Below are 17682 nucleotides of genomic sequence, written 5' to 3'. Positions count from 1 at the left end.
TAGCGGGCGCTCGCGATGCTCATCGGGACATCAAGGCTCGTCCGTTCGTAACGCCGAGGAGCACGATCAACCTTCCGGCAGATCAAACGGTCGAGCCGGTCCCTCCCAGATTCCAAATGTTGACGACCGATTTCTTGTCACCGGTTGCGGCGGAACGGCCATCGGGAGATATCGCTGCAGACTCGACCGCTGCAGCGTGGCCATTGAAGCTCTTGATCAACCGATGGCTGGAAACATCCCAAAGCCGCACAGTTGCATCCTCTCCCCCCGAAATCACGGTGCGGCCGTTCGGTGAAACTGCAAGCGCGGAGATTTTTCGGCTGCCTTCGAACTTCGCGACTTCGCGCCCCGACGCTAGCTCCCACAATCTAATGATGCCATCGTCGCCGCCCGAAACCACATGCTTGCCGTCGGGCAGTACGCCGATGGCGATGATATCGCCATCAAACCCGTTGAGAGTCTTGATTTTGCTTCCGTCGTCGACATTCCACGATTGGATGGCGCCATTTGCTCCGGACACGGCGATCTTGCCGTCAGGCGACGTCGCAACGCAAAGGAGCCTCGAACCATAGTTGAACGTTCTGATCGGGATGTCCTTCGACAGATCCCAGAGCTTCATGGTCCCATCGAGGCTAGCCGAAAGAGCCCTGTCCTGGCCGGGCACCAGCGACACCGACCACACCTCGCCGCTGTGTCCCTTGAACTCCCGTATGGGATGGACATTGGCCAGATCCCACAGCTTCACGATCCCGTCGTCGCCGCTCGAAATGGCCCGATGGCCGTCCGGGAGGACAGCCAGGCTCCACACCACATGGGCATGACCATCGAAACGGCGAACCTCGCTGCCGCTCTTAAAATCGCGCAGGCTGATGGCACCATCCCAGCCGCCCAGGAGAAGGTTGTGGCCATCGATCGTGTAGGCAATTGTCGAGATGGTATCCGATCCGATCTCGAATGTGCGGGCCGGCTTGTCGGTGTCGGAAGCTTTACTCCGCAAGAAGGGAATCGCTGCTAGCGCGCAGACGGCAGCCGATCCGCCGGCCAAGGCAAGCACATTTCGACGTGAAGGCGGACTGGGTGGCGGCTTGACCGGCAGCTCGCCGGGCTTGATGCCAAGCTTTTCGAGTGCACCGAAAATCGCTTCGCGGTTTGTCACCGGTTCGGTGTGCAGAACGTCGAATGGCGGCGGGATCGAGTCGATCGCCAGATCAGACGTGTAAACCGGGATCAAGACCTTGCGCTTGAGGGCGCGGCCGGCCTCCGAGATCACCCAGTCCGACGTCACGGATTTCGGCGTCCAGATCACGATGACAGCGCGCGCCCGCGCCAACTCGGTGGAGATGACGGTGGTGAATTGATCGCCGGGGGACATGTCCGTATCCCACCAAACCGTATATCCCCGAGCCTCGATATCCGCGGCAAGCTCCTCCGTCTCCGCCCGGCGGGACTTTGAGTAGCTGATGAATACGTCGGCCATGCCGCTCTCCGATCCGGGCCTAGTTGGATGAGCGCAACGACCTGATCACGCCGACGAGCCAGGGATCGGTGTCAGGAAAGAGGTGTCGATAGGCCTCGATCAAGCTGCCGGCTTCCTTCAGGCTGGCAGCCCTGCTCTCTCCAGATTGGGCCGCCTGGGCCAACGAGATGTTCGCCATGACGAGCGCCTGAACCCCGAAACGCGAATACGGGTTTTGCTCATGAGCACTCCGCAAGCCATCAATTCCGTCGCCCAGGCGAAATCGAGAGACTGCTGCAAGCAGCAACGCGTCGTTATGCACGAGGCTGTCCGTCTGAGAATCGCGCACCCTGGAAAACAATCGTTCGGCCTGTTCGAAGTCGCCCCGCAGATACGATATGAGCGCTGCGGTGAAATCGATCACCTCTCCCTGCGCCTTCGACAAATCCGGAAGAAATACCCAGCCGGTAGCTCCGCTCGGTTGCCTTACGAGCGCGTAATCTCCATCGATCCTGATTGACCGAAACGGGCTACCGAGACGCCTTCCGGCACAATCCGGACTTTTCTGCTCGCACACAGTAATCTGGTTCGGGCGCGAATATTTGGCGGTCACGTCCTTTGCGAGCACCAGCGGGGAGAACTGATAGTTGGTGTTTGGTAGCCTGAGCTCAATCTGCTGGTCACGATAATTCACCACCCATTTCTGAAGGTCGTCGGTGGCCGGTCGATTGCGTACAACGAGCAGGTTTGCGAGGACAACGATGCCGGGTCCGTACTCCTCGACCCCGCCCCACAGCGCGAGATCGCTGCCGGTTTCAAGCGCCATCTGATTGGCGGCCTCTGGTGAATTCTCGGTGACGCGCTCCGACCATTCGATTTGTCCCGACCCGAAATAGAGATCCTTTGGATTTGGGTTGGGACGCGGACGAAGCGTCGTCCAGAGCCTCAATGCTAGAACGGTCGATGCGTTGGCTCCCAGGCTGGTGTTGCTGGAGAAAGTCGGCACCAGCGTACGAACCGATACCCTGTCGGCACAGCGAGCCGGCAGCCCGGCCGCCAGCAGGCAAAAGAAGGCAATGGCGCAGCAAACTATTTTTTGCCGCCGCATGCGCGAGCCTCCAGCTCGTACGAAATCGCCTTGAACAGCTCGTCGAAGTACATCTTCATGTCGGCGCCGAGATCCCGATCCCTGTACATGTTCGCGCGATCGAGAACCTTGCAGATGACGTAGCGGCTGCTATCTGCCGGCAGTGCCTTCGCAAGCGCCATTCCGTACGCATAGAGTGTGACGACCGCCAGGGCCTCGCGGTTGATCGAGTAGAGCCCCGGCGCGATCTCCCGAGAGAAGTGCACGTAAGGGGCCTTGAGCCGGCCTCGAAGATCGCCGAGATAGATGTCGTTATCGACAAAGGTCGATTGCCCGGCGTATCTGCCGACGGTGCTCAGGACCTGCAAGCTTGGCTGGGTCTGAAACGAGCTCTCGAGCAGATCGGTATCGGCCGTCTCCACGTTCTTTGAAACCAGCTGGACCTTGAACACCGGGTCGGCACCCGGATTTTCACTGTCAAAGTCGGCAAGCAGGAACCGGAGATTGTTCTTGAACGCCTTGATCCATTCGGTGACGCCGTTCATTGCGTTTTGATCGGGCGTGTTGATGACGAACAGCAAGATCACCCTCGTCGGTCCGGTCTCGGCGAGGGTCGGACTGGTCACCAAGAGGGCAAAAGCAAGAACGGCTGCAAGCAGGCGACGCATCGTGTGTTCAACCGCATCTTCAGGGCCTTGCACCGTTCCGACTATAGGAGCCGCAACGCATGATTGACAAGTGCATATGGTTCGCGGGCCTTGCCCGCGATCGGTTCGTTCGCTAACCTTTGCTCGCGTGGCAACGGTTGAATGCTGGTTCTGATGATCGGACACACATTCGATGCGCGAACGAATTGATGCGGCTCGAATACTCGCCGGCGCGTGTTTCACCGCACTGCTGACGGTCTCGCCGCTATTCCCTGAACCTGCATTTGCCGACGGCGCTTGGAAGAACAGGACCGAGGTCGTCTGGAGCAGCGAAACGCGTGGCCTGATCCGCAAGGAATTCCGGGTTTGGGATCCTCATCCTGAACTGGATCTGGAGTTTCTTTGGGAGCCTCGCGCTCCGGTCCGCTCCGATGAAAATCCCCTGGCTAATGGCGCCGGCACCTTGAGCTGGCGCGCGAAGGGCGCTCCCGATTACGACCGCCAGTTCATCTACAGCGTCTTCAAAGGGACCTTGAAGGACGGGCGTCCGGAAGGAGACGGAGCGCTTCTCGTGTTCCGGACCGGGTATTCGTATTCAGGACACTGGCTCAACGGACTGATGGACGGCCATGGCGTATTGAAGCTGGAGAATGGCGACAGGTATGACGGTGATTTCGTCGCGGGCAAGATGGAAGGCGAAGGCCGATACGTCTCAAGCGATGGCTCGATCTATCAAGGCAAGTTTCAAAGCGGCTTGAGGCACGGTCGAGGCAAGCTCCTGCTGGCCGAAGGGTCTTACTGGACCGTTTGGGACCAGGGCACCGAAACCAACCGCGTGCGGATTCCCGATGTCACGCCGATTCCACGTGCGCTGAAGCCGCGGCTCGCGGCGGTTTCCAACGCAGTGAAGCTGAAGCTGGCGATGGATGAGGAGAAAAACGGCACCTTCGCCGATGCCGATCCCGACACCCAAGCGCACGTGTACGACGCCGAGTTCTCACCTGGAATGATGACCATCCAACCGGGCTCCAAGGCTTTTCGCGACGCCTGGAAGGGCGGCGGGAAGATCTCGTCGGGGTACGAGGACGGCCTGCCCTCGATCTACAGCGACAATCAATTCGCTTCGGTATTCCTGAAGGTACAGGTGCAAAACGAAGGCGTTCAACCGGCGGTCATCGCCGACGCAATTCTGGATGTTGCATCAAGTACCCTCGACCCGGAGCCATATCTGGAAGCGTCTCAGACAGGTCCCGGATATTGCGGGATCGACACTGCCTACAGACCGGACATCATCTTTCGGAATCTGGGGTGGGGACAGGTCGTCGGCGCAAAACTGACCTACAGTTTGGGAACCGCCGATCGGCGCACTCAGGAAACCACTGCGCAACTCGGGTCCTTTGACGGCACCAAGCAGGCCTCGATCGTTGACGGCCTCCGCGGCTTCGGCGTCGATACCGACCGTTTGAAGAAGGCAGCGCTCGATTTGTATCGGCAGAAAATGTCCGACAAGCCCAAGACAGGCGGTCTCGCGTTCCGCTGCGACATGCCCAGCGGCGATACGACGGAGGATCAGATCAACACGGCTCTCGCAGCCTGCGTGCTCAAGGTCAAGAAAACCGGCCTGTTCGGCCGACTTGGCGACTTTGTCTATCCGCAGCAGAACGTCATTTTCACGACCATGTCCGGCAACATCGAATATCAATGGAAATCGAATCAAGGCGAACTGAAATCGAAATCTTCGCCATTTTCACTGAACATACCCCTGGTCTCCTTCGACATCGAGATGGGTGAAGCTGGCTGCGATGACGCAGTGGATCGAGGTTCTCGGGTGCAGACCTCGCCTAGCCTGCTGTCCGTCGGACGGAGCTCTTATCAAGTTCATCTTCCGAAGAATTGGCAGGCAAGCATCGCTCAGGGCACGGCCCGAAGCTTTAATCTCGATATCTCGGCCCCCAAGACGTCGCGACATCAATTCCAACTGGTGCTGAAGCTCACCGATGGATCGGTCGTCACCTCGCCAGTGGTCGACCTGACGTATTTCAGGCCGCGAATGCCGAAACCGTAAGGCGGATCAGGCTTATCGCTGCTGCAGCGCAGCTTCGAAGAAGTTCAGGTGGGGAACCAGACGCGCGAAGTACGTCCCGTGTTCGAAGACGCGGACCTCGAGGAAGCTGCCGGAAGCAACCCGTGAGGTCTGATCAAAGATGAAGTTGCCGAGCGAGTGGACGCTGATCCCTCCGCCCCCATCGAGCAGGTCTAGAGCGGAAGCCGCCGAGTGGGGGTGGACACCAATCACCAACGAGACGGCTGACTGCCGGAGTTCCGATCGCAGCTCAATCTGGCGTGGACCCGGCCTGTTGACGTAATCCGTGCCCCAATTGACCATCGCAAAAAGAGGCGGCTTGGCGTGCGATGCGGCGAGCCGCGCGATGTCGTCCGGACCGATTACGCCCTCGGTCCGAAGGCTCTGATTGTCGAGATCAGTCAACGCCGTCAACCTGAAGCCGCCGAAGTCAACTATCTCGCCATGCGTCATGGTGGCGATGTTGACGTCGGATAGAATTCTTCTCATCAGATCGAAGGACGCGGGTCCGAGATCCATGGTGTGGTTGTTGGCGAGACTGACACCCACGACGTTGATGGCTTTCAGCGCCTCCAGCGTCAGGATCGACGGCATCGCCAACATCATGGGCTCCAACTTGAGCGGAAGCTCCGGTACGACCACGCCGGTCAGATTCACGATCAGCCGGCAGCCGTTCAACACGCGACGTGCGTCCCGAAAGAACCGCTCCTGCTCATCTCGAGTCGAGAGAATTCGCAGCAGGCCTCGTCCAAACAACGTATCCCCGGCAAAGCAGTATACCTTGGATCCAGGAAGGTCCTGCCCTATTTGCGCTGGCGGATCGGTCTCATAGAGCTGGACGATGTAGGTGGTCGTCAGTCCGTCCCGGCCGTCGGCATAGGCGTGTGAGTCTGAATTGTAGACGGCCAGCGGCCGGCTCCTGAAGAAGTCCCGTTGTATTCGCATTTGCAGGTATTGCGACCCGCGCGAGTCCATATGCTGCGGTTGCCTTAGCCGAGCAACCGAGGCGATATCCCCCGAAGCGAGAATATTCAGGACCTCCTGATCCCGTTGCGTCGCCTGCTCGAGCGGCAGATAGTGCGAGAAGTCGGTGGATTGAACCACCAGCGTCTCCTCAGTGACGATCGAATGCAGAACCGCAACGAGTTGGTCCCAATCCGCTTGCTGCGAACGAAGTGCAACGGCGATCGGGATAATCCGGGCATCCGGCAGGTAGTGCCTGATGAATGGGACGATGGCGCCGATCCCGTGGTCGCGCTCGAACAAGTCGGATCGGCCGACCAACCGTCGCGCCCCAAGCAGTGTCCGGACATCAGGCAGGCTGCTCTCGACCCGTCCGAAGACCGTGTCAAACGGGCGGTCCGTCGTTGCAAACGGCAAGCTCGATCGCTTGAAGTGGTCGGGGAATAGAACAATGACCTTCTTGATGCGCCCGCTCTCCACCGCTTGAAACGCCTGCGCGATCAACCCGGCCGCCAGCAGGTGATGGGGAACGGTGATTCCGGAGAGCCTCCTCGGAGCGATGCCGGCTCTTCGAGCTTCGCCGATCGGTATCGAGAACATTTCGGCTGCGGTGAATTGAGCCCGAATTGACGGCCTGGAGGAGCTTTCCGCTGCCGTCGTGGCAATCACGACGATGCCGAAAGCAAACAGAAGCAGTTGCAGATGCTTGTATGATCTGTGCGCTGGAGAATGCATTCTTTTGGTTCTGCGGCGACGGTCGCCGCCGGATTATTGCAGCTTTACCGGGACGTTCCAATTCGAGTGATGACGCTTGGCGTTCGGTCCGCTATATTTTCGCTTGCTGGTAGAACATCGGGCAGAATAGGATCGCAGGATGAGCCAGGCATCAGATCCGTGCGGGCTGACAAGGCGTGCCGTTCTGGCCGGCGCGATCGCAAGCGCGGCCTTTCCCAGGATCGCTGCCGCGGCACTTGAACGACACCAGGCACCTGAATTTTCACCGCCACTCGACAATCGGGAAGATTTCATCCGGTGGATGGAAATCAACCGCGGTGAACAGGCGCCATTGCTGGCCAACAGGTGGGAGCGATATCTGGCGCTCCGGTCGAACCGGGACATCTGGGGGCCGCAGGATGCCGCGGCATTTCTGATGACGCCGCGGGACCAGTTCGTTCTGGCCCAGGACATGATCCGTGCCTATGACAACGCCTATCTGAACATCGGTCATGGCGCCACGATCTCGGGTCCAGGCATTGTCGCCCGGATGACAAGCGCGCTCGAGGTGTCACCCGGCGATCATGTTCTCGAGATCGGCACGGGATCTGGCTATCAATCCGCCTACCTCGCTTATCTTACGGACAAGGTATGGACCGTGGAGATCGTTGGCGAACTGGCGGACAACGCTCGAGCCAGGCACGAGAATCTGGTCGAGCGCGGCTATCGGGAATACGCGTCCATCTCCACCAAGCAGGGCAACGGATATTTCGGCTGGGCCGAAGCGGCTCCGTTCGACAAGATCGTTGTGACCTGCGCCGTGGATCACATTCCTCAACCATTGTTCGATCAACTGAAGCCTGGTGGCATGATGATCCTGCCCTTGGGTCACCGCGCAATGCAGCACATCATCAAAGTCGTTAAAGCTTCATCCTCATCCCCTCGCGAGACGGTCGATCTTTACCATGGGAAGCTGATCCACTTCCTGCCGATGCGGATATAGCCACGTTCGCTCGCACTCATTGCCGCAACGCCAATGGACGAACAAGTCAGGCGGTGGCTGCTGCTGCGGCCGGACGCGACGTTGGCGGATTCGCCACCGCGGCACCTGCTTGCGGCGAGCAAGGTCGGGTTCTCAGCCGTGCATCCCCTGCTCATTCGAGCTGGTCCTCCGGACGGCTCGGCCGCCCTCATCTCCTAGGTCAGCATCGAGATGATCGATTGCAGCTGATTGGACGCTGAGGTGACGAGTCCGTCGAACGACGTCTGGCCGTGAGCGGCGGCTCTCAGGATGCATTCAGCAACGGCCGCCTTGAGACCGAAAACGGATTGATCCGCAGGAACGCTGGCCATGACCGTGTCCAACGCATCGCGCATGGTCTGGATCAGTTCGGCGCTGTGCGTCATGGCTGTCCTCCGCATCCCCAGAATAGGCCGAGTGCGCGAGGTCACCACTCACAAGGGCGCGATTCCAAATTGCCTTTTGTTAATGGACTGACGAGAAAGTGAATCACGAATTCTAGAGGTCTTTCTCGGCAAGCTTGCGAAACTCATCGGGGACCGAACGAACAGCCTCCAGCGCCGCCGAACCGTATCCGATCGCGCCCAGCCAAAGCGATCGCGGATCCTGTCGATGGCACAGTCTGCCGCCCAGCGGGCCATCCCCGGCGGACTTCCAGGGCGAAGTGCTTCATCGGCCAGTCCGAGCGGGAGGTCGAGAGCCAGATCCCAGTGTTCCTCGAGGTGCGACACCGAGATAGCCAGAAGCGAGATGATCTTCTCGCCCGGGTGGTCAGCAAGCGCAGCGCGTACCAGACTTCCGGCGAGGCGGGCGAGGATCATTGTCGTGCACACCGGCGCATCGAGCGTCATCGCACGTTCGCAACGCAATTCATCCCAACGCGACCAATTTGACAATTTTACAACTTTTTCAGCGACTTAAGACATTCATTTCGTTAAAATGCTCTCATTTGTTGTAGTCAATCAAAATACACGTTCTATTTTAGATTGTAGATTGACTCACACGCCTCCTTGATTTGGGAGTGGACAGATTCAAGCATTCACCGTTAACGACCTTCGTCTTCGCCGCGCTCACGCTATTTCGGATATTCATATAAGCGCGTGTGTGCTGCCGTACGCTCATTGACGGAAAAGCCTTTTGGGGTTGATATCCTCGAATGAACGATCACGCTCATCAGGTGGACTTTCAGGCCACGGCCTCGCTTTACAAGTGGCCATCGCTCAACAATGCCAGGCGAGAGGATCGGATGCCCTATACGGTCGTCAGCGGGACGCTCGACCAATGCATTCGGGACTTTATGGATAAGCCTGAGAAGACGCGCCATCTCTATGAGATCCGGACTACGGCGCAGCCTCCCCTCGTCCCCGATGTGCTGTCGCCGGAGCATGTGCTCGAACTCTCCAGGCTTCGCGAATTTCTCTGAGACACGCGTCGGCCGACGCGATCTTGGCGCGTGCCGTTCGCATGCGGACTTATCCATTCGGCGCACGTCTTTCGCCGGATTGTTTGCCTATGCGGGAGCCGTTACACTCGCCCGACTCTCTGGCTGACGGACGTCGATGCCGGCATTGACTAACCGCTTCGACGTCCGCTGACGCTCGCAAATCGCCCGTACGGGAGAGCAATGGCTGCGCGACCTATTGATGAGGCATCGAGAGGCGCCGCATGAAGTTCAATCTGGCGATCCTGAGTGTGCTGGCCGCAAGGCCCGAGCAACGGATTCCGCTTGAGGAGGTCAGCCGCGAAGTCAAGCGCATGATCGCAGGCGGCGATGGAGCTGCGCAGTTGAGGCGCTCGTCCGAGCTAGGCGACGCCGACGTCTTCGAAGCCGGATTAGCTTCGATCAATGACGCCGGTCTGCAAATCACAGATTCCGGTCTCTCGCTATGGCATTCGCTTGAAGCCACAGCGCGTTCGGACGCCATTGTTGGCGACACACGCGATGCGCTCGTCGATCGAACCGGCGACATTGATCGAGAGCCCCCTCGCGCGATAGATGAAGACGGCACCGATCGCGTGAGCTCGAGCTCGAGCCGTTCGACCGCCGCATCGGATCTACCCGGAGGATCCCCGATCGTCCTCGAGCCGTCATTTGGCTCCATTCACGAGACGAATCGGAGCGATTCCCAGCTATCGCGACTTGTCGGATTGCTTGGCATGCGCATGCCGAAATTCACTCACCGGCGGCGTCGGCGTTTCACAAGCGGCGCGGCGGACCGGAAGGCCAGCGATGGGGTCGGCATCGCGGGGCTGGCGGTCGCATGTCTTAGCCTGATCGCGGTCGTTGCCTGCGTTGCCGCAGCAATTGCGCTCGGCCAGAACTCCACCCTAAAGTCGGACATTGCCACGCTGCGCCGGGAATTGGCTCCGCTGCGGGAACGGCTCGCAAGACTCGAACAGATCGAAACCGCGAAGCGCGACGCCGCCCAACAGCAAGAAGCGCAAGACAAGGCCGAGGCGGAAAGAAAGGCGGCCGGCGGCGAACAGACCGCGCTCAGCCTTTCGCGTGAAGAGATTCAATTGATAAGGGAATACATCAAAGCAGCGCCATCGACCGGCGTTGTGGGGCCGCCGATAAACGTAGGCGATACCGTCACCGGTGGAATGATTCCGCTGCCGTCACCGCTGACGGAGAAGGCTCCGCGCCTCGTCGGCGCGAGGTTTGCGATCCGCAATGGCGTCATCGTCATCAGCGCACGAAACAGCCGTCGCGTCGACGCGGTGCTGATGCCGAACTAGATCTGCGCCGCGGGCGGCACGAGCAAAGCGAAGCAGACCCTTCCGTATGCGGCGCGATGGATTGCTTCGTGGCTTCGCTCCTCGCAGTGACAGGTACGACTAGTACGCCTTCGCGAAGTGGCACGCGGCAGGCTTGCCTCCGCGGCTAGCTTCTGCGCGTCATCCTTCTCGCCTTGCGAGCGAAGGATGGTGGCGGACCCGGTCTGCCGTAACCAGTCTCGAAGGCCCAATTCCCTGCATAAGCCCCGTGCGCGATCGCGTAGAGCGGTCCCCAAGCCCTGCGAGTTTGGCTTCGTGGGGCTGGCGTCCAAAGCGCTCAGGTTGCCCCTACCGCGGCGGCCGGAGCCATTGGATTAAGGTCAAAGGAAGCCCCCGGCGATGAGCCGTGTGATGGAGACGAAGGCACGAACAGATCGGCCCAACCGACCGGCCTAAAAGATCGTTCCAGATTTAACCTGCAACGCGGACATCAAGCTTAACGCCCAAATTGAGGTGCGACACGCGCGCGCCGGGTTAAGCTTATGGAGCCGATCTGGCCCGACAGAAACGGCAGGCATTCCACCATGATAGAATCACCCTATTCTGTCTTCCTCGTTGAGGACGAGACAATGATCAGGATGATGCTGGTGGAAATGCTGGAGGAGCTAGGTCAAGCGGTCGCGGCCGAGGCTGGTCTCCACAAGCTGTTCACCTAGCAAACCGTGGTGAGTTCGATTTCGCCATTCTAGATATAAATCTCGCCGGCAGATCAAGCGCACCGGTGGCTGAGATTATCAGAGCGCGTGAGCGCCCCTTCATTTTTTCTACCGGCTATGGCGCGAGCGGAATCTTTCGTTTTATACTACCGAATGGTCGGAAGGAGGCATACTGACCGAAGCAGACCAACACGACGCCGGATGGCATATCGCAAACATGCCTAAGGAAGCGGCTTTGGCTGCACTCGCACTTTGAGGAAATCCGTGTCAGCGGGACATCGCGATAGCCAGCCATCGAAGGGAAACATGTCCGCTTAAAACTGCTTAGGCGTAGATCCACATCGGCGTCGGCTCGACGCATGCCATCTTCAACTGCACGTTCCAGCAGAGATCGATTTGAAGTTTGGAGATAAGAAACTGTTTCACCGCGCCTAGATGCTACATCAACGGTCCGGTCGCTGCGACCGGCGGCTCTCGGTGCCGACCGCTTCTTGTCTTCGCTGCCCCGGGCCAGCTTCTGTCACCGGCGGGGCGGGAGCACACCGGACCATCCCGTTAGCGGGCATCAGCGACGATCTGCTCGCGACTGCCGAGAAGCGTATTTCCCGAGCGGACTATGTCTGGCCACCGCCCGGCCAAGCAGCCATTGCCGCTGCAGCCACGGCTCGCAACTCCACCTGGGTGGCTCCGTCCCGCGCCTGAATTGCCATTCCCTGGTAGACGCTCAAATAGAACCGGCTCAGGCCATCAATTTCCGTCGAGGCGGGCAGTTCGCCTTTGTTCGCTGCAGCTTCCAGCCGCGAGCGTAGCATACCCAGCATTTCGAGCCGGACCTTCTTGACCACGCGGGCGATCGCGGTCGGCCATTCGTCGCCGACGGCCGCCAGCACTGCCATACAGCCTGCCGGTGTCGCGCGGGATCTCGGCAGGCGGTTGGTCGCCGCGATCAGTAGATTCTCGATGCCAGCACGAGCGGTCGCTCCTTCCGCAAGCTTGTCCCAGACTAGGAGCCCCTTGGTCCGGACGTAATGCTGGATCGCTTCGAGATAGAGCGCCTCCTTGCCGCCGAAGGCCGCATAGAGGCTTGGCGACCCAACGCCCATGGTGCCGCACAGGTCATTCATCGAAGTTGTCGCATACCCCTTGCGCCAAAACAGGAACATGGCGGCCTCGAGCGCCGCGTCGCGATCAAACTCCCTTGGCCTCCCCATAGCTGCCATCGCCCCTCTATTCTGTAATGATCAACACATAAGTTACTTGACACTGTCGATCAAGGATCTAAATCGTCGAAATGATTATGTGCCGATCACTACAGAAATGGAGATTGCAATGGCTCCGACCGAAAAGCGGGCTCTCACCGGTGCGATGTTGATCGTTGACGGCGACCCGAACGCCCGGATGCCGCGGGCTTTCAAGATTTCGGGTCGCAACCCAAAGGAGATCGCGATGTCTATCCGTAGCATGCTTGTTGCCGCAGCATTCGCCTTGGCCTCTGTGGAGGCGGCCCGCGCCGATGGCCTGCGTCCGATTGATGCCAAGAGCATCGACCTCGGCGAAGTGTCCGGTGTCGCCTACACCGTCGAGCGAGATGGATTCCATGTTGTCACGACCCTTGCGCAGGGCATCGCGGGAACGCCGATCCGTGTTGTGTCTGTTTTTGCACCGGGTCAGAGCGTGGCTTTCTCAACGCCCCGGGCAGGCGCGCTCGAAATCAGCCGGAACGGCGACAGCGTGCTCGTCCGCAATGCGAAATCGGGGCGAGAGACTCAGTGAGGAACAAAATGCAGAATTCGCTGCTGAAGCAACACAATGAAGAGGCAAGAAATAATGACGAGTAACTTCGTGAACGTGGGCAGCGCGCGCGTGGCCTACCGAGTGCTGGGTAAGGGACCTGCGGTTCTTCTGGTGAACGGCACCGGCGGCGGAGACGGGCATTGGGGCGATCTCATCGAGCGGCTGGCCCGAAGCCGCACAGTGGTGACGCTGGACTATTCCGGTGCCGGCGAGACGACGGACGATGGCGCCCCACTCGACTTGCCGACGCTGGCCCGGCAAGTGGCGGCGGTAGTTGACGCGGTCGGCCCACCGCATGTCGACCTCGTAGGCCATTCGCTCGGCGCCGCCATCGCGACCGTTCTGGCGACGGAGCGGCCTGAAATGGTCCGCACGCTCACCTTGGTGGCCGGTTTCCTGACCGCCGACGAGCCACGTCTGAAGCTGACCTTCGAGCTGTGGCGCCGTCTCATCGCGGCGGATCGGGAGGGTTTTATCCAACTTCTTGCACTGACGACCCTGTCGGACAAATTCTTCGCCAGCCCGCTTGCGGCACATCTCGACGCCCTGGCCCAAGGCATTCTTGCGGGTACGAACTGGGAGGGTCTGGCGCGACAGGTGGAGCTTGATCTGCGCGTCGACATCCAGGCAGAAGCCAGCCGGGTCCGGTGCCCGACGCTCGTTATCGGATGCGCCCACGATCAGATCGTCACCCGCACTCGCGATCTCTATGAGCGGATTCCAGACGCAACGTTCGGCGAGATCAACGCCGGGCATCAGGCATATTTCGAAGCCTCCGAGGAGTTTGCCGCCAAGTTCCTGGCCTTCGCGGACGGGCTGCACCCGCCAAGGCGTCTTTCGTCCTCGGCTTACTGATCAGTCACGAGTTCGAATGGCGACCGACGGTGATGGCAAGCATGGGGAGATCGCGGTGGCCGCTGCTGTTTGCTACCGGCTGCGCTTTGGAGACAGGACGTGCGTCGCAGCGAATGACAGCATAGCCAGAGCACTGCATACGCAAGCACGACGGCGAACGCGGCAGGATGGCCCGCCGCTAAGCCAATGGTTGTGGTCCAATGCCCACGGCGTTTGCATCCCGGATTCAGAACGAAACGAAAGAGCCCGGCGATCAACCGAGCCCTCGTTGCTTATCACTTCGGCTGCTGACTTTTCGAATGCGCCTGGTCGCTGTGTTGGGCGTTTGCGAGTGCTGCTTTGCGCTTGCGGCGCGTTCCTTAACCTTTGGCGTAGTCGCCTTTGCCGCGATGTTCCGCGGCGGGATTGGCAGCATTTTCGTGATGTCCCGCTGCTTTATTGTGTTCATCTCTGGCCCTGTGACCTCTCAATTGGTGCCTTGGGAACTGCGCTTTAATTTGCGCCCCCTCAAATATGAGCGGCAGCTCTGGGTAGGAGTTGGAGCCGCTTCCGCTCCTCGGGCAGGCAACCGGCAGCTTGTCCTGATGACTCCAGAATATTGCCACTTGTCCTGATGTAAGCGGCCTGCTTTGATTTGCCGATTGTCCTATTTCGGCCAGCAGCATTTTTCCCGGGCCATCCGGACGCGATAGGAACGACAAGCACATGTCTTCCGTTGGCAAGTGGGCAAAGACTCATTGAAGAAGAAGCTAGATGAAGGTTTCGGCAAAGCTGCCTGGCAATCTCCGACCCAGGCCGGCCTCGCGCCTTGAAGTGACACTTTTTGACCACGCGTCTACCGTGCTGCCGCAGGGTCTAATGCCGAGCGCCGAGCAATTGCTGGTCAACAAGCGTGCGCTGCAACAAAGCCAGAGCCGCCGACGGCGAAAATTACGCTGTCATGGCCGACGGCCGGAAGTAAGATTGTCCTGTAAGCGACGTCTTCGCGGGAGGTGCAAATGGGTAGCAGATCCTCGCAGGGAGGTCCCTCCGCCTATCTAGAAAGCCTGATGCAAGCCGGCCAGAAGGCAACCGAGCAATTCGACGACGCACTCGTTGCTGCCATGGGTCTCGAGGGCAAACCTGCGAAAGGTGGGGGAATGACGCCTTTCGCCGTCGCGGCGAACTTGCAGCAACAATACTGGTCGCCGATCGTGGATTTTTGGCGCGGTTTTTTGGGCGATAGATCCGCGCCGGGGGCGGATTCATCTACACGAGCTTCCCGAGGCGACCGGCGATTCAAGGACGAGGCCTGGGGGTATTCGTCTTACTATGACCTGCTTAAGCGAGTTTATTTAGCGAATTCGAAGCAATTGTCGGATCTTGTCGACCAGGCGCAAGTCGACGACACGTCCAAGCTTCAGCTGCGCTTCTATGCACGACAATTCATCGATGCGATGAGCCCGTCGAACTTTCCCGCGACCAATCCCGAGGTCATCCGGACTGCCATCCGTACGCGATCCGCGAGCCTGACGTCCGGCATGCAGAATCTGATCGCGGATATCCAGAAAGGACGCATCACCCGCGTGGATGAAACGGCTTTCGAAATTGGTCGCAATCTTGCGGTGACGCCCGGCGCGGTGGTTTTCGAGAACGAACTGATTCAACTCATTCAATACACGGCGCAGACGACTGATGTGGAAAAAGCTCCGCTGTTGATCGTTCCGCCCTGCATCAACAAGTACTATTTGCTCGACCTCGGCGCGGGAAACTCGTTCGTCGAATATGCCGTTGCCCAGGGGCATCAGGTTTTCCTGATTTCCTGGCGTAGCGCCGTTACCGAGACTCAAAATCTCACGTGGGACGACTACCTGACACTCGGGCCGTTGAAAGCCATCGACGTTGTGCGCGACATCGCAAATGTCGAAAAGGTTCATACTCTGGGCTTTTGCGTTGGTGGCACCATCTTGAGCTGTGCTGCCGGCGTGCTTGCGGCACGCGGAGAAGATAAACTAGCGACCATGACGCTGTTGACTACAATGATTGATTTCGCCGATACCGGCGAAATCGGTCTACTTATCGACCAGCATTCGGTGGCGATGCGCGAGGCAACGATCGGAATGGGCGGCATACTGCCGGGAAAGGAGCTGGCATTCACCTTTGGAACGCTACGCGCGAACGACCTAATTTGGCGCTACGTAGTCGATAGCTATATGAAGGGTGTGCCGCCGGAGGCGTTCGACCTTCTGTATTGGGATTCCGACAGCGTCAGCCTGCCAGGTCCCATGTATTGCTGGTACACGCGCAACACCTACCTTGAAAACAAGATCAAGCAACCCGGCGCGACTGAGCAATGCGGCGTGCCTATCGATCTCTCCAAGGTCAAGATACCGCTCTATCTGCTGGCCTCGCGTGAGGACCACATCGTGCCTTGGCAGAGCGCTTACCGATCGAAGGAGCTTATTGGAACGGATCCTCGCTTTGTGCTTGCAGCGAGTGGTCACGTGGCGGGTGTGATCAACCCGCCAGCGCGCAAGAAGCGCAACTATTGGATCCACGAAAGCTTGGATGGCGATGCCGCAGGGTGGCTGGAAAGGGCCGAGGAGAAGCCGGGAAGCTGGTGGCCCGATTGGGACGCTTGGATGAAGCGCTACTCCACCGGAACCACCGGAGCCCCATCACAACCCGGAAATGCTCGGTATCAAATCGTCGAAAGTGCGCCCGGGCGATACGTCAAGCAACGGTCGAACTGACCGGCGTTTTGTACGGGTTAACCTGAGGGTGCAAGATACCGGGGGCCATCTCTTGCCAATTTGCCGTCTATAAAAAAGGCCAACCCATCCGAGGTCATTCTTCAGGAGAACTTGCGGAGGCCTTTCCCGGAAAACCCGATTCTCAACCCTGTCGAGAGCGACTGCCATGTCCAGCTTCCGCTTTGCGCGGACGCGCTGCTTACGCCATAGGCAAAGAATGATGGTTTCCACGCAATCAATTTCGATCGACCCCTCTGGGCGCCATTCCTCCCAAGTAGCGCGGCGAAGCTCCCGGAACGCGTGGGCGGCTACGTCGTCTGCTGAACGGCCGGACGGTGTCCCGGTGAAGTACAAGGCACGCCGCTCACCAGCATATTCGGTGACCGGCATTGTGCTCCTTTGGGTGTGAATGAGTTCACAACGGCGCCGCCAAGCGAATGCTATGTTTCCAGCCGTTCAACTGCCGACTGATTTTTTGAAGAGTTTGTTTTTCGAACTGCCTCCGAGGAGAGGGTCATGTTCAAACAATTCCTCTTGGTCGCGGCGATAGCCTCCCTGTTAGCCACATCCTCTAGCCCGTCTTATTCGTCAGAGGCGCCTGAGAGGCTGGCGAGCGTGGTGTAAAGCGCTGATGCGGCGTAGGATTCGGTTGCAAAGCCAACCCCATCACCTTCAGCCGCGAACACCAGGCCCGCCATGACCGATGATACGATTCTGCCCTTCTCGTTTCCAGCCGTTCACGCCAGGAAAGTCACAGCTGCCTTCGATGGCGGTCGGCTGACCTCGAACGGGGGCGTGATGCTTCTGGCGATGGCCGAGCGGCGTCTCGGCTTGGCCGACAATTTGGCCCGGGTGTTCCCGGATCGGCGCGATCCGACGCGGGTCGTGCACAGCCT

At 59.3% G+C, this 17682-nt stretch carries 16 protein-coding genes and 1 pseudogene; 9 read left to right on the top strand and 8 right to left on the bottom strand.

Annotation, left to right across the window (positions count from 1 at the left end):
• Positions 1 to 82: 82 nt before the first annotated feature.
• The 3 genes from K359_RS0105270 to K359_RS0105260 are packed head-to-tail and all read right to left on the bottom strand — an operon-like array spanning position 83 to position 3211.
• Complete coding sequence (locus tag K359_RS0105270; RefSeq protein WP_029078401.1) at positions 83 to 1477, bottom strand: TIR domain-containing protein; 1395 nt, start codon at positions 1475 to 1477, stop codon at positions 83 to 85.
• Positions 1478 to 1496: 19 nt separating this feature from the next.
• Positions 1497 to 2564: a hypothetical protein gene (locus tag K359_RS0105265; protein WP_156928376.1), complete on the bottom strand. Its 1068-nt coding sequence runs from the start codon at positions 2562 to 2564 to the stop codon at positions 1497 to 1499.
• Positions 2546 to 3211 (bottom strand): hypothetical protein, encoded by a 666-nt coding sequence (locus tag K359_RS0105260; protein WP_029078399.1) that lies wholly within the window; start codon positions 3209 to 3211, stop codon positions 2546 to 2548. The genes K359_RS0105265 and K359_RS0105260 overlap by 19 nt, the downstream gene beginning before the upstream one ends.
• A gap of 172 nt (positions 3212 to 3383) precedes the next feature.
• Between K359_RS0105260 and K359_RS0105255 the strand changes: the two genes are divergently transcribed.
• A complete protein-coding gene (locus K359_RS0105255; RefSeq protein WP_029078398.1) occupies positions 3384 to 5255 on the top strand; it encodes an MORN repeat-containing protein in 1872 nt (623 codons plus the stop codon).
• A gap of 12 nt (positions 5256 to 5267) precedes the next feature.
• On the opposite strand, the gene amrB is transcribed toward K359_RS0105255, so the two are convergent.
• Positions 5268 to 6971: an AmmeMemoRadiSam system protein B gene (gene amrB, locus K359_RS51185; RefSeq protein ID WP_051346010.1), complete on the bottom strand. Its 1704-nt coding sequence runs from the start codon at positions 6969 to 6971 to the stop codon at positions 5268 to 5270.
• Positions 6972 to 7110: 139 nt separating this feature from the next.
• Here amrB and K359_RS51180 point away from each other — a divergent pair, with 139 nt between their 5' ends.
• Complete coding sequence (locus K359_RS51180; RefSeq protein ID WP_156928375.1) at positions 7111 to 7953, top strand: protein-L-isoaspartate O-methyltransferase; 843 nt, start codon at positions 7111 to 7113, stop codon at positions 7951 to 7953.
• Between the two features lie 194 nt (positions 7954 to 8147).
• Here K359_RS51180 and K359_RS0105235 read toward each other — a convergent pair whose 3' ends face one another.
• Both K359_RS0105235 and K359_RS0105230 read right to left on the bottom strand, forming a co-directional pair.
• Positions 8148 to 8357, bottom strand: coding sequence for a hypothetical protein (locus K359_RS0105235; RefSeq protein ID WP_029078397.1), 210 nt, complete (start codon positions 8355 to 8357; stop codon positions 8148 to 8150).
• Between the two features lie 48 nt (positions 8358 to 8405).
• Positions 8406 to 8822, bottom strand: coding sequence for a hypothetical protein (locus K359_RS0105230; RefSeq protein ID WP_029078396.1), 417 nt, complete (start codon positions 8820 to 8822; stop codon positions 8406 to 8408).
• Positions 8823 to 9127: 305 nt separating this feature from the next.
• On the opposite strand from K359_RS0105230, the gene K359_RS0105225 reads away from it, so the two are divergent.
• The 3 genes and pseudogenes from K359_RS0105225 to K359_RS64265 all read left to right on the top strand — a co-directional run.
• Positions 9128 to 9394: a hypothetical protein gene (locus K359_RS0105225; protein WP_029078395.1), complete on the top strand. Its 267-nt coding sequence runs from the start codon at positions 9128 to 9130 to the stop codon at positions 9392 to 9394.
• Between the two features lie 242 nt (positions 9395 to 9636).
• Entirely contained in the window at positions 9637 to 10710 is a 1074-nt protein-coding gene (locus tag K359_RS57125) for a hypothetical protein (RefSeq protein WP_051346008.1), read from the top strand.
• A 563-nt stretch (positions 10711 to 11273) separates the two neighbouring features.
• Positions 11274 to 11539 (top strand): annotated as a pseudogene (locus K359_RS64265) (response regulator); the annotation flags it as partial.
• A 480-nt stretch (positions 11540 to 12019) separates the two neighbouring features.
• Here the strand turns inward: K359_RS64265 and K359_RS0105205 are convergent.
• Entirely contained in the window at positions 12020 to 12568 is a 549-nt protein-coding gene (locus K359_RS0105205) for a TetR/AcrR family transcriptional regulator (protein WP_245284519.1), read from the bottom strand.
• 94 nt (positions 12569 to 12662) lie between these two features.
• Here K359_RS0105205 and K359_RS64260 point away from each other — a divergent pair, with 94 nt between their 5' ends.
• Both K359_RS64260 and K359_RS51165 read left to right on the top strand, forming a co-directional pair.
• A complete protein-coding gene (locus K359_RS64260) occupies positions 12663 to 13178 on the top strand; it encodes a hypothetical protein (protein ID WP_245284518.1) in 516 nt (171 codons plus the stop codon).
• Positions 13179 to 13232: 54 nt separating this feature from the next.
• Entirely contained in the window at positions 13233 to 14054 is an 822-nt protein-coding gene (locus K359_RS51165; protein ID WP_051346007.1) for an alpha/beta fold hydrolase, read from the top strand.
• 359 nt (positions 14055 to 14413) lie between these two features.
• Here the strand turns inward: K359_RS51165 and K359_RS61085 are convergent, their stop codons facing one another.
• Entirely contained in the window at positions 14414 to 14719 is a 306-nt protein-coding gene (locus K359_RS61085) for a hypothetical protein (protein ID WP_156928373.1), read from the bottom strand.
• Between the two features lie 333 nt (positions 14720 to 15052).
• Between K359_RS61085 and K359_RS0105185 the strand changes: the two genes are divergently transcribed.
• Positions 15053 to 16786 carry an alpha/beta hydrolase gene (locus K359_RS0105185; protein WP_029078391.1) on the top strand — a complete coding sequence of 578 codons (1734 nt, stop codon included), beginning with the start codon at positions 15053 to 15055 and terminating at the stop codon, positions 16784 to 16786.
• 696 nt (positions 16787 to 17482) lie between these two features.
• On the top strand, positions 17483 to 17682 hold a 200-nt coding region (locus K359_RS0105175), incomplete at its 3' end, for a transposase (protein WP_029078390.1).

The sequence above is a fragment of the Bradyrhizobium sp. th-b2 genome (assembly GCF_000426785.1).
In the GTDB taxonomy this organism is placed as follows: Bacteria; Pseudomonadota; Alphaproteobacteria; order Rhizobiales; family Xanthobacteraceae; genus Bradyrhizobium; species Bradyrhizobium septentrionale.
The sequence above is the reverse complement of the archived record's forward strand: the minus strand, read 5'-3'. Positions and strand labels throughout refer to the sequence as shown.

Excerpts from the sequence above, each read along its gene's own strand:
- K359_RS57125 (WP_051346008.1), top strand. The coding sequence starts at position 9,637 with ATGAAGTTCAATCTGGCGATCCTGAGTGTGCTGGCCGCAAGGCCCGAG.
- K359_RS0105185 (WP_029078391.1), top strand. The coding sequence starts at position 15,053 with ATGGGTAGCAGATCCTCGCAGGGAGGTCCCTCCGCCTATCTAGAAAGC.
- K359_RS0105260 (WP_029078399.1), bottom strand. The coding sequence starts at position 3,211 with ATGCGTCGCCTGCTTGCAGCCGTTCTTGCTTTTGCCCTCTTGGTGACC.
- K359_RS51165 (WP_051346007.1), top strand. The coding sequence starts at position 13,233 with ATGACGAGTAACTTCGTGAACGTGGGCAGCGCGCGCGTGGCCTACCGA.
- amrB (WP_051346010.1), bottom strand. The coding sequence starts at position 6,971 with ATGCATTCTCCAGCGCACAGATCATACAAGCATCTGCAACTGCTTCTG.
- K359_RS61085 (WP_156928373.1), bottom strand. The coding sequence starts at position 14,719 with ATGCTGCTGGCCGAAATAGGACAATCGGCAAATCAAAGCAGGCCGCTT.
- K359_RS0105270 (WP_029078401.1), bottom strand. The coding sequence starts at position 1,477 with ATGGCCGACGTATTCATCAGCTACTCAAAGTCCCGCCGGGCGGAGACG.
- K359_RS0105255 (WP_029078398.1), top strand. The coding sequence starts at position 3,384 with ATGCGCGAACGAATTGATGCGGCTCGAATACTCGCCGGCGCGTGTTTC.
- K359_RS0105235 (WP_029078397.1), bottom strand. The coding sequence starts at position 8,357 with ATGACGCACAGCGCCGAACTGATCCAGACCATGCGCGATGCGTTGGAC.
- K359_RS0105225 (WP_029078395.1), top strand. The coding sequence starts at position 9,128 with ATGAACGATCACGCTCATCAGGTGGACTTTCAGGCCACGGCCTCGCTT.
- K359_RS0105205 (WP_245284519.1), bottom strand. The coding sequence starts at position 12,568 with ATGTTCCTGTTTTGGCGCAAGGGGTATGCGACAACTTCGATGAATGAC.
- K359_RS0105265 (WP_156928376.1), bottom strand. The coding sequence starts at position 2,564 with ATGCGGCGGCAAAAAATAGTTTGCTGCGCCATTGCCTTCTTTTGCCTG.
- K359_RS51180 (WP_156928375.1), top strand. The coding sequence starts at position 7,111 with ATGAGCCAGGCATCAGATCCGTGCGGGCTGACAAGGCGTGCCGTTCTG.
- K359_RS0105230 (WP_029078396.1), bottom strand. The coding sequence starts at position 8,822 with ATGACGCTCGATGCGCCGGTGTGCACGACAATGATCCTCGCCCGCCTC.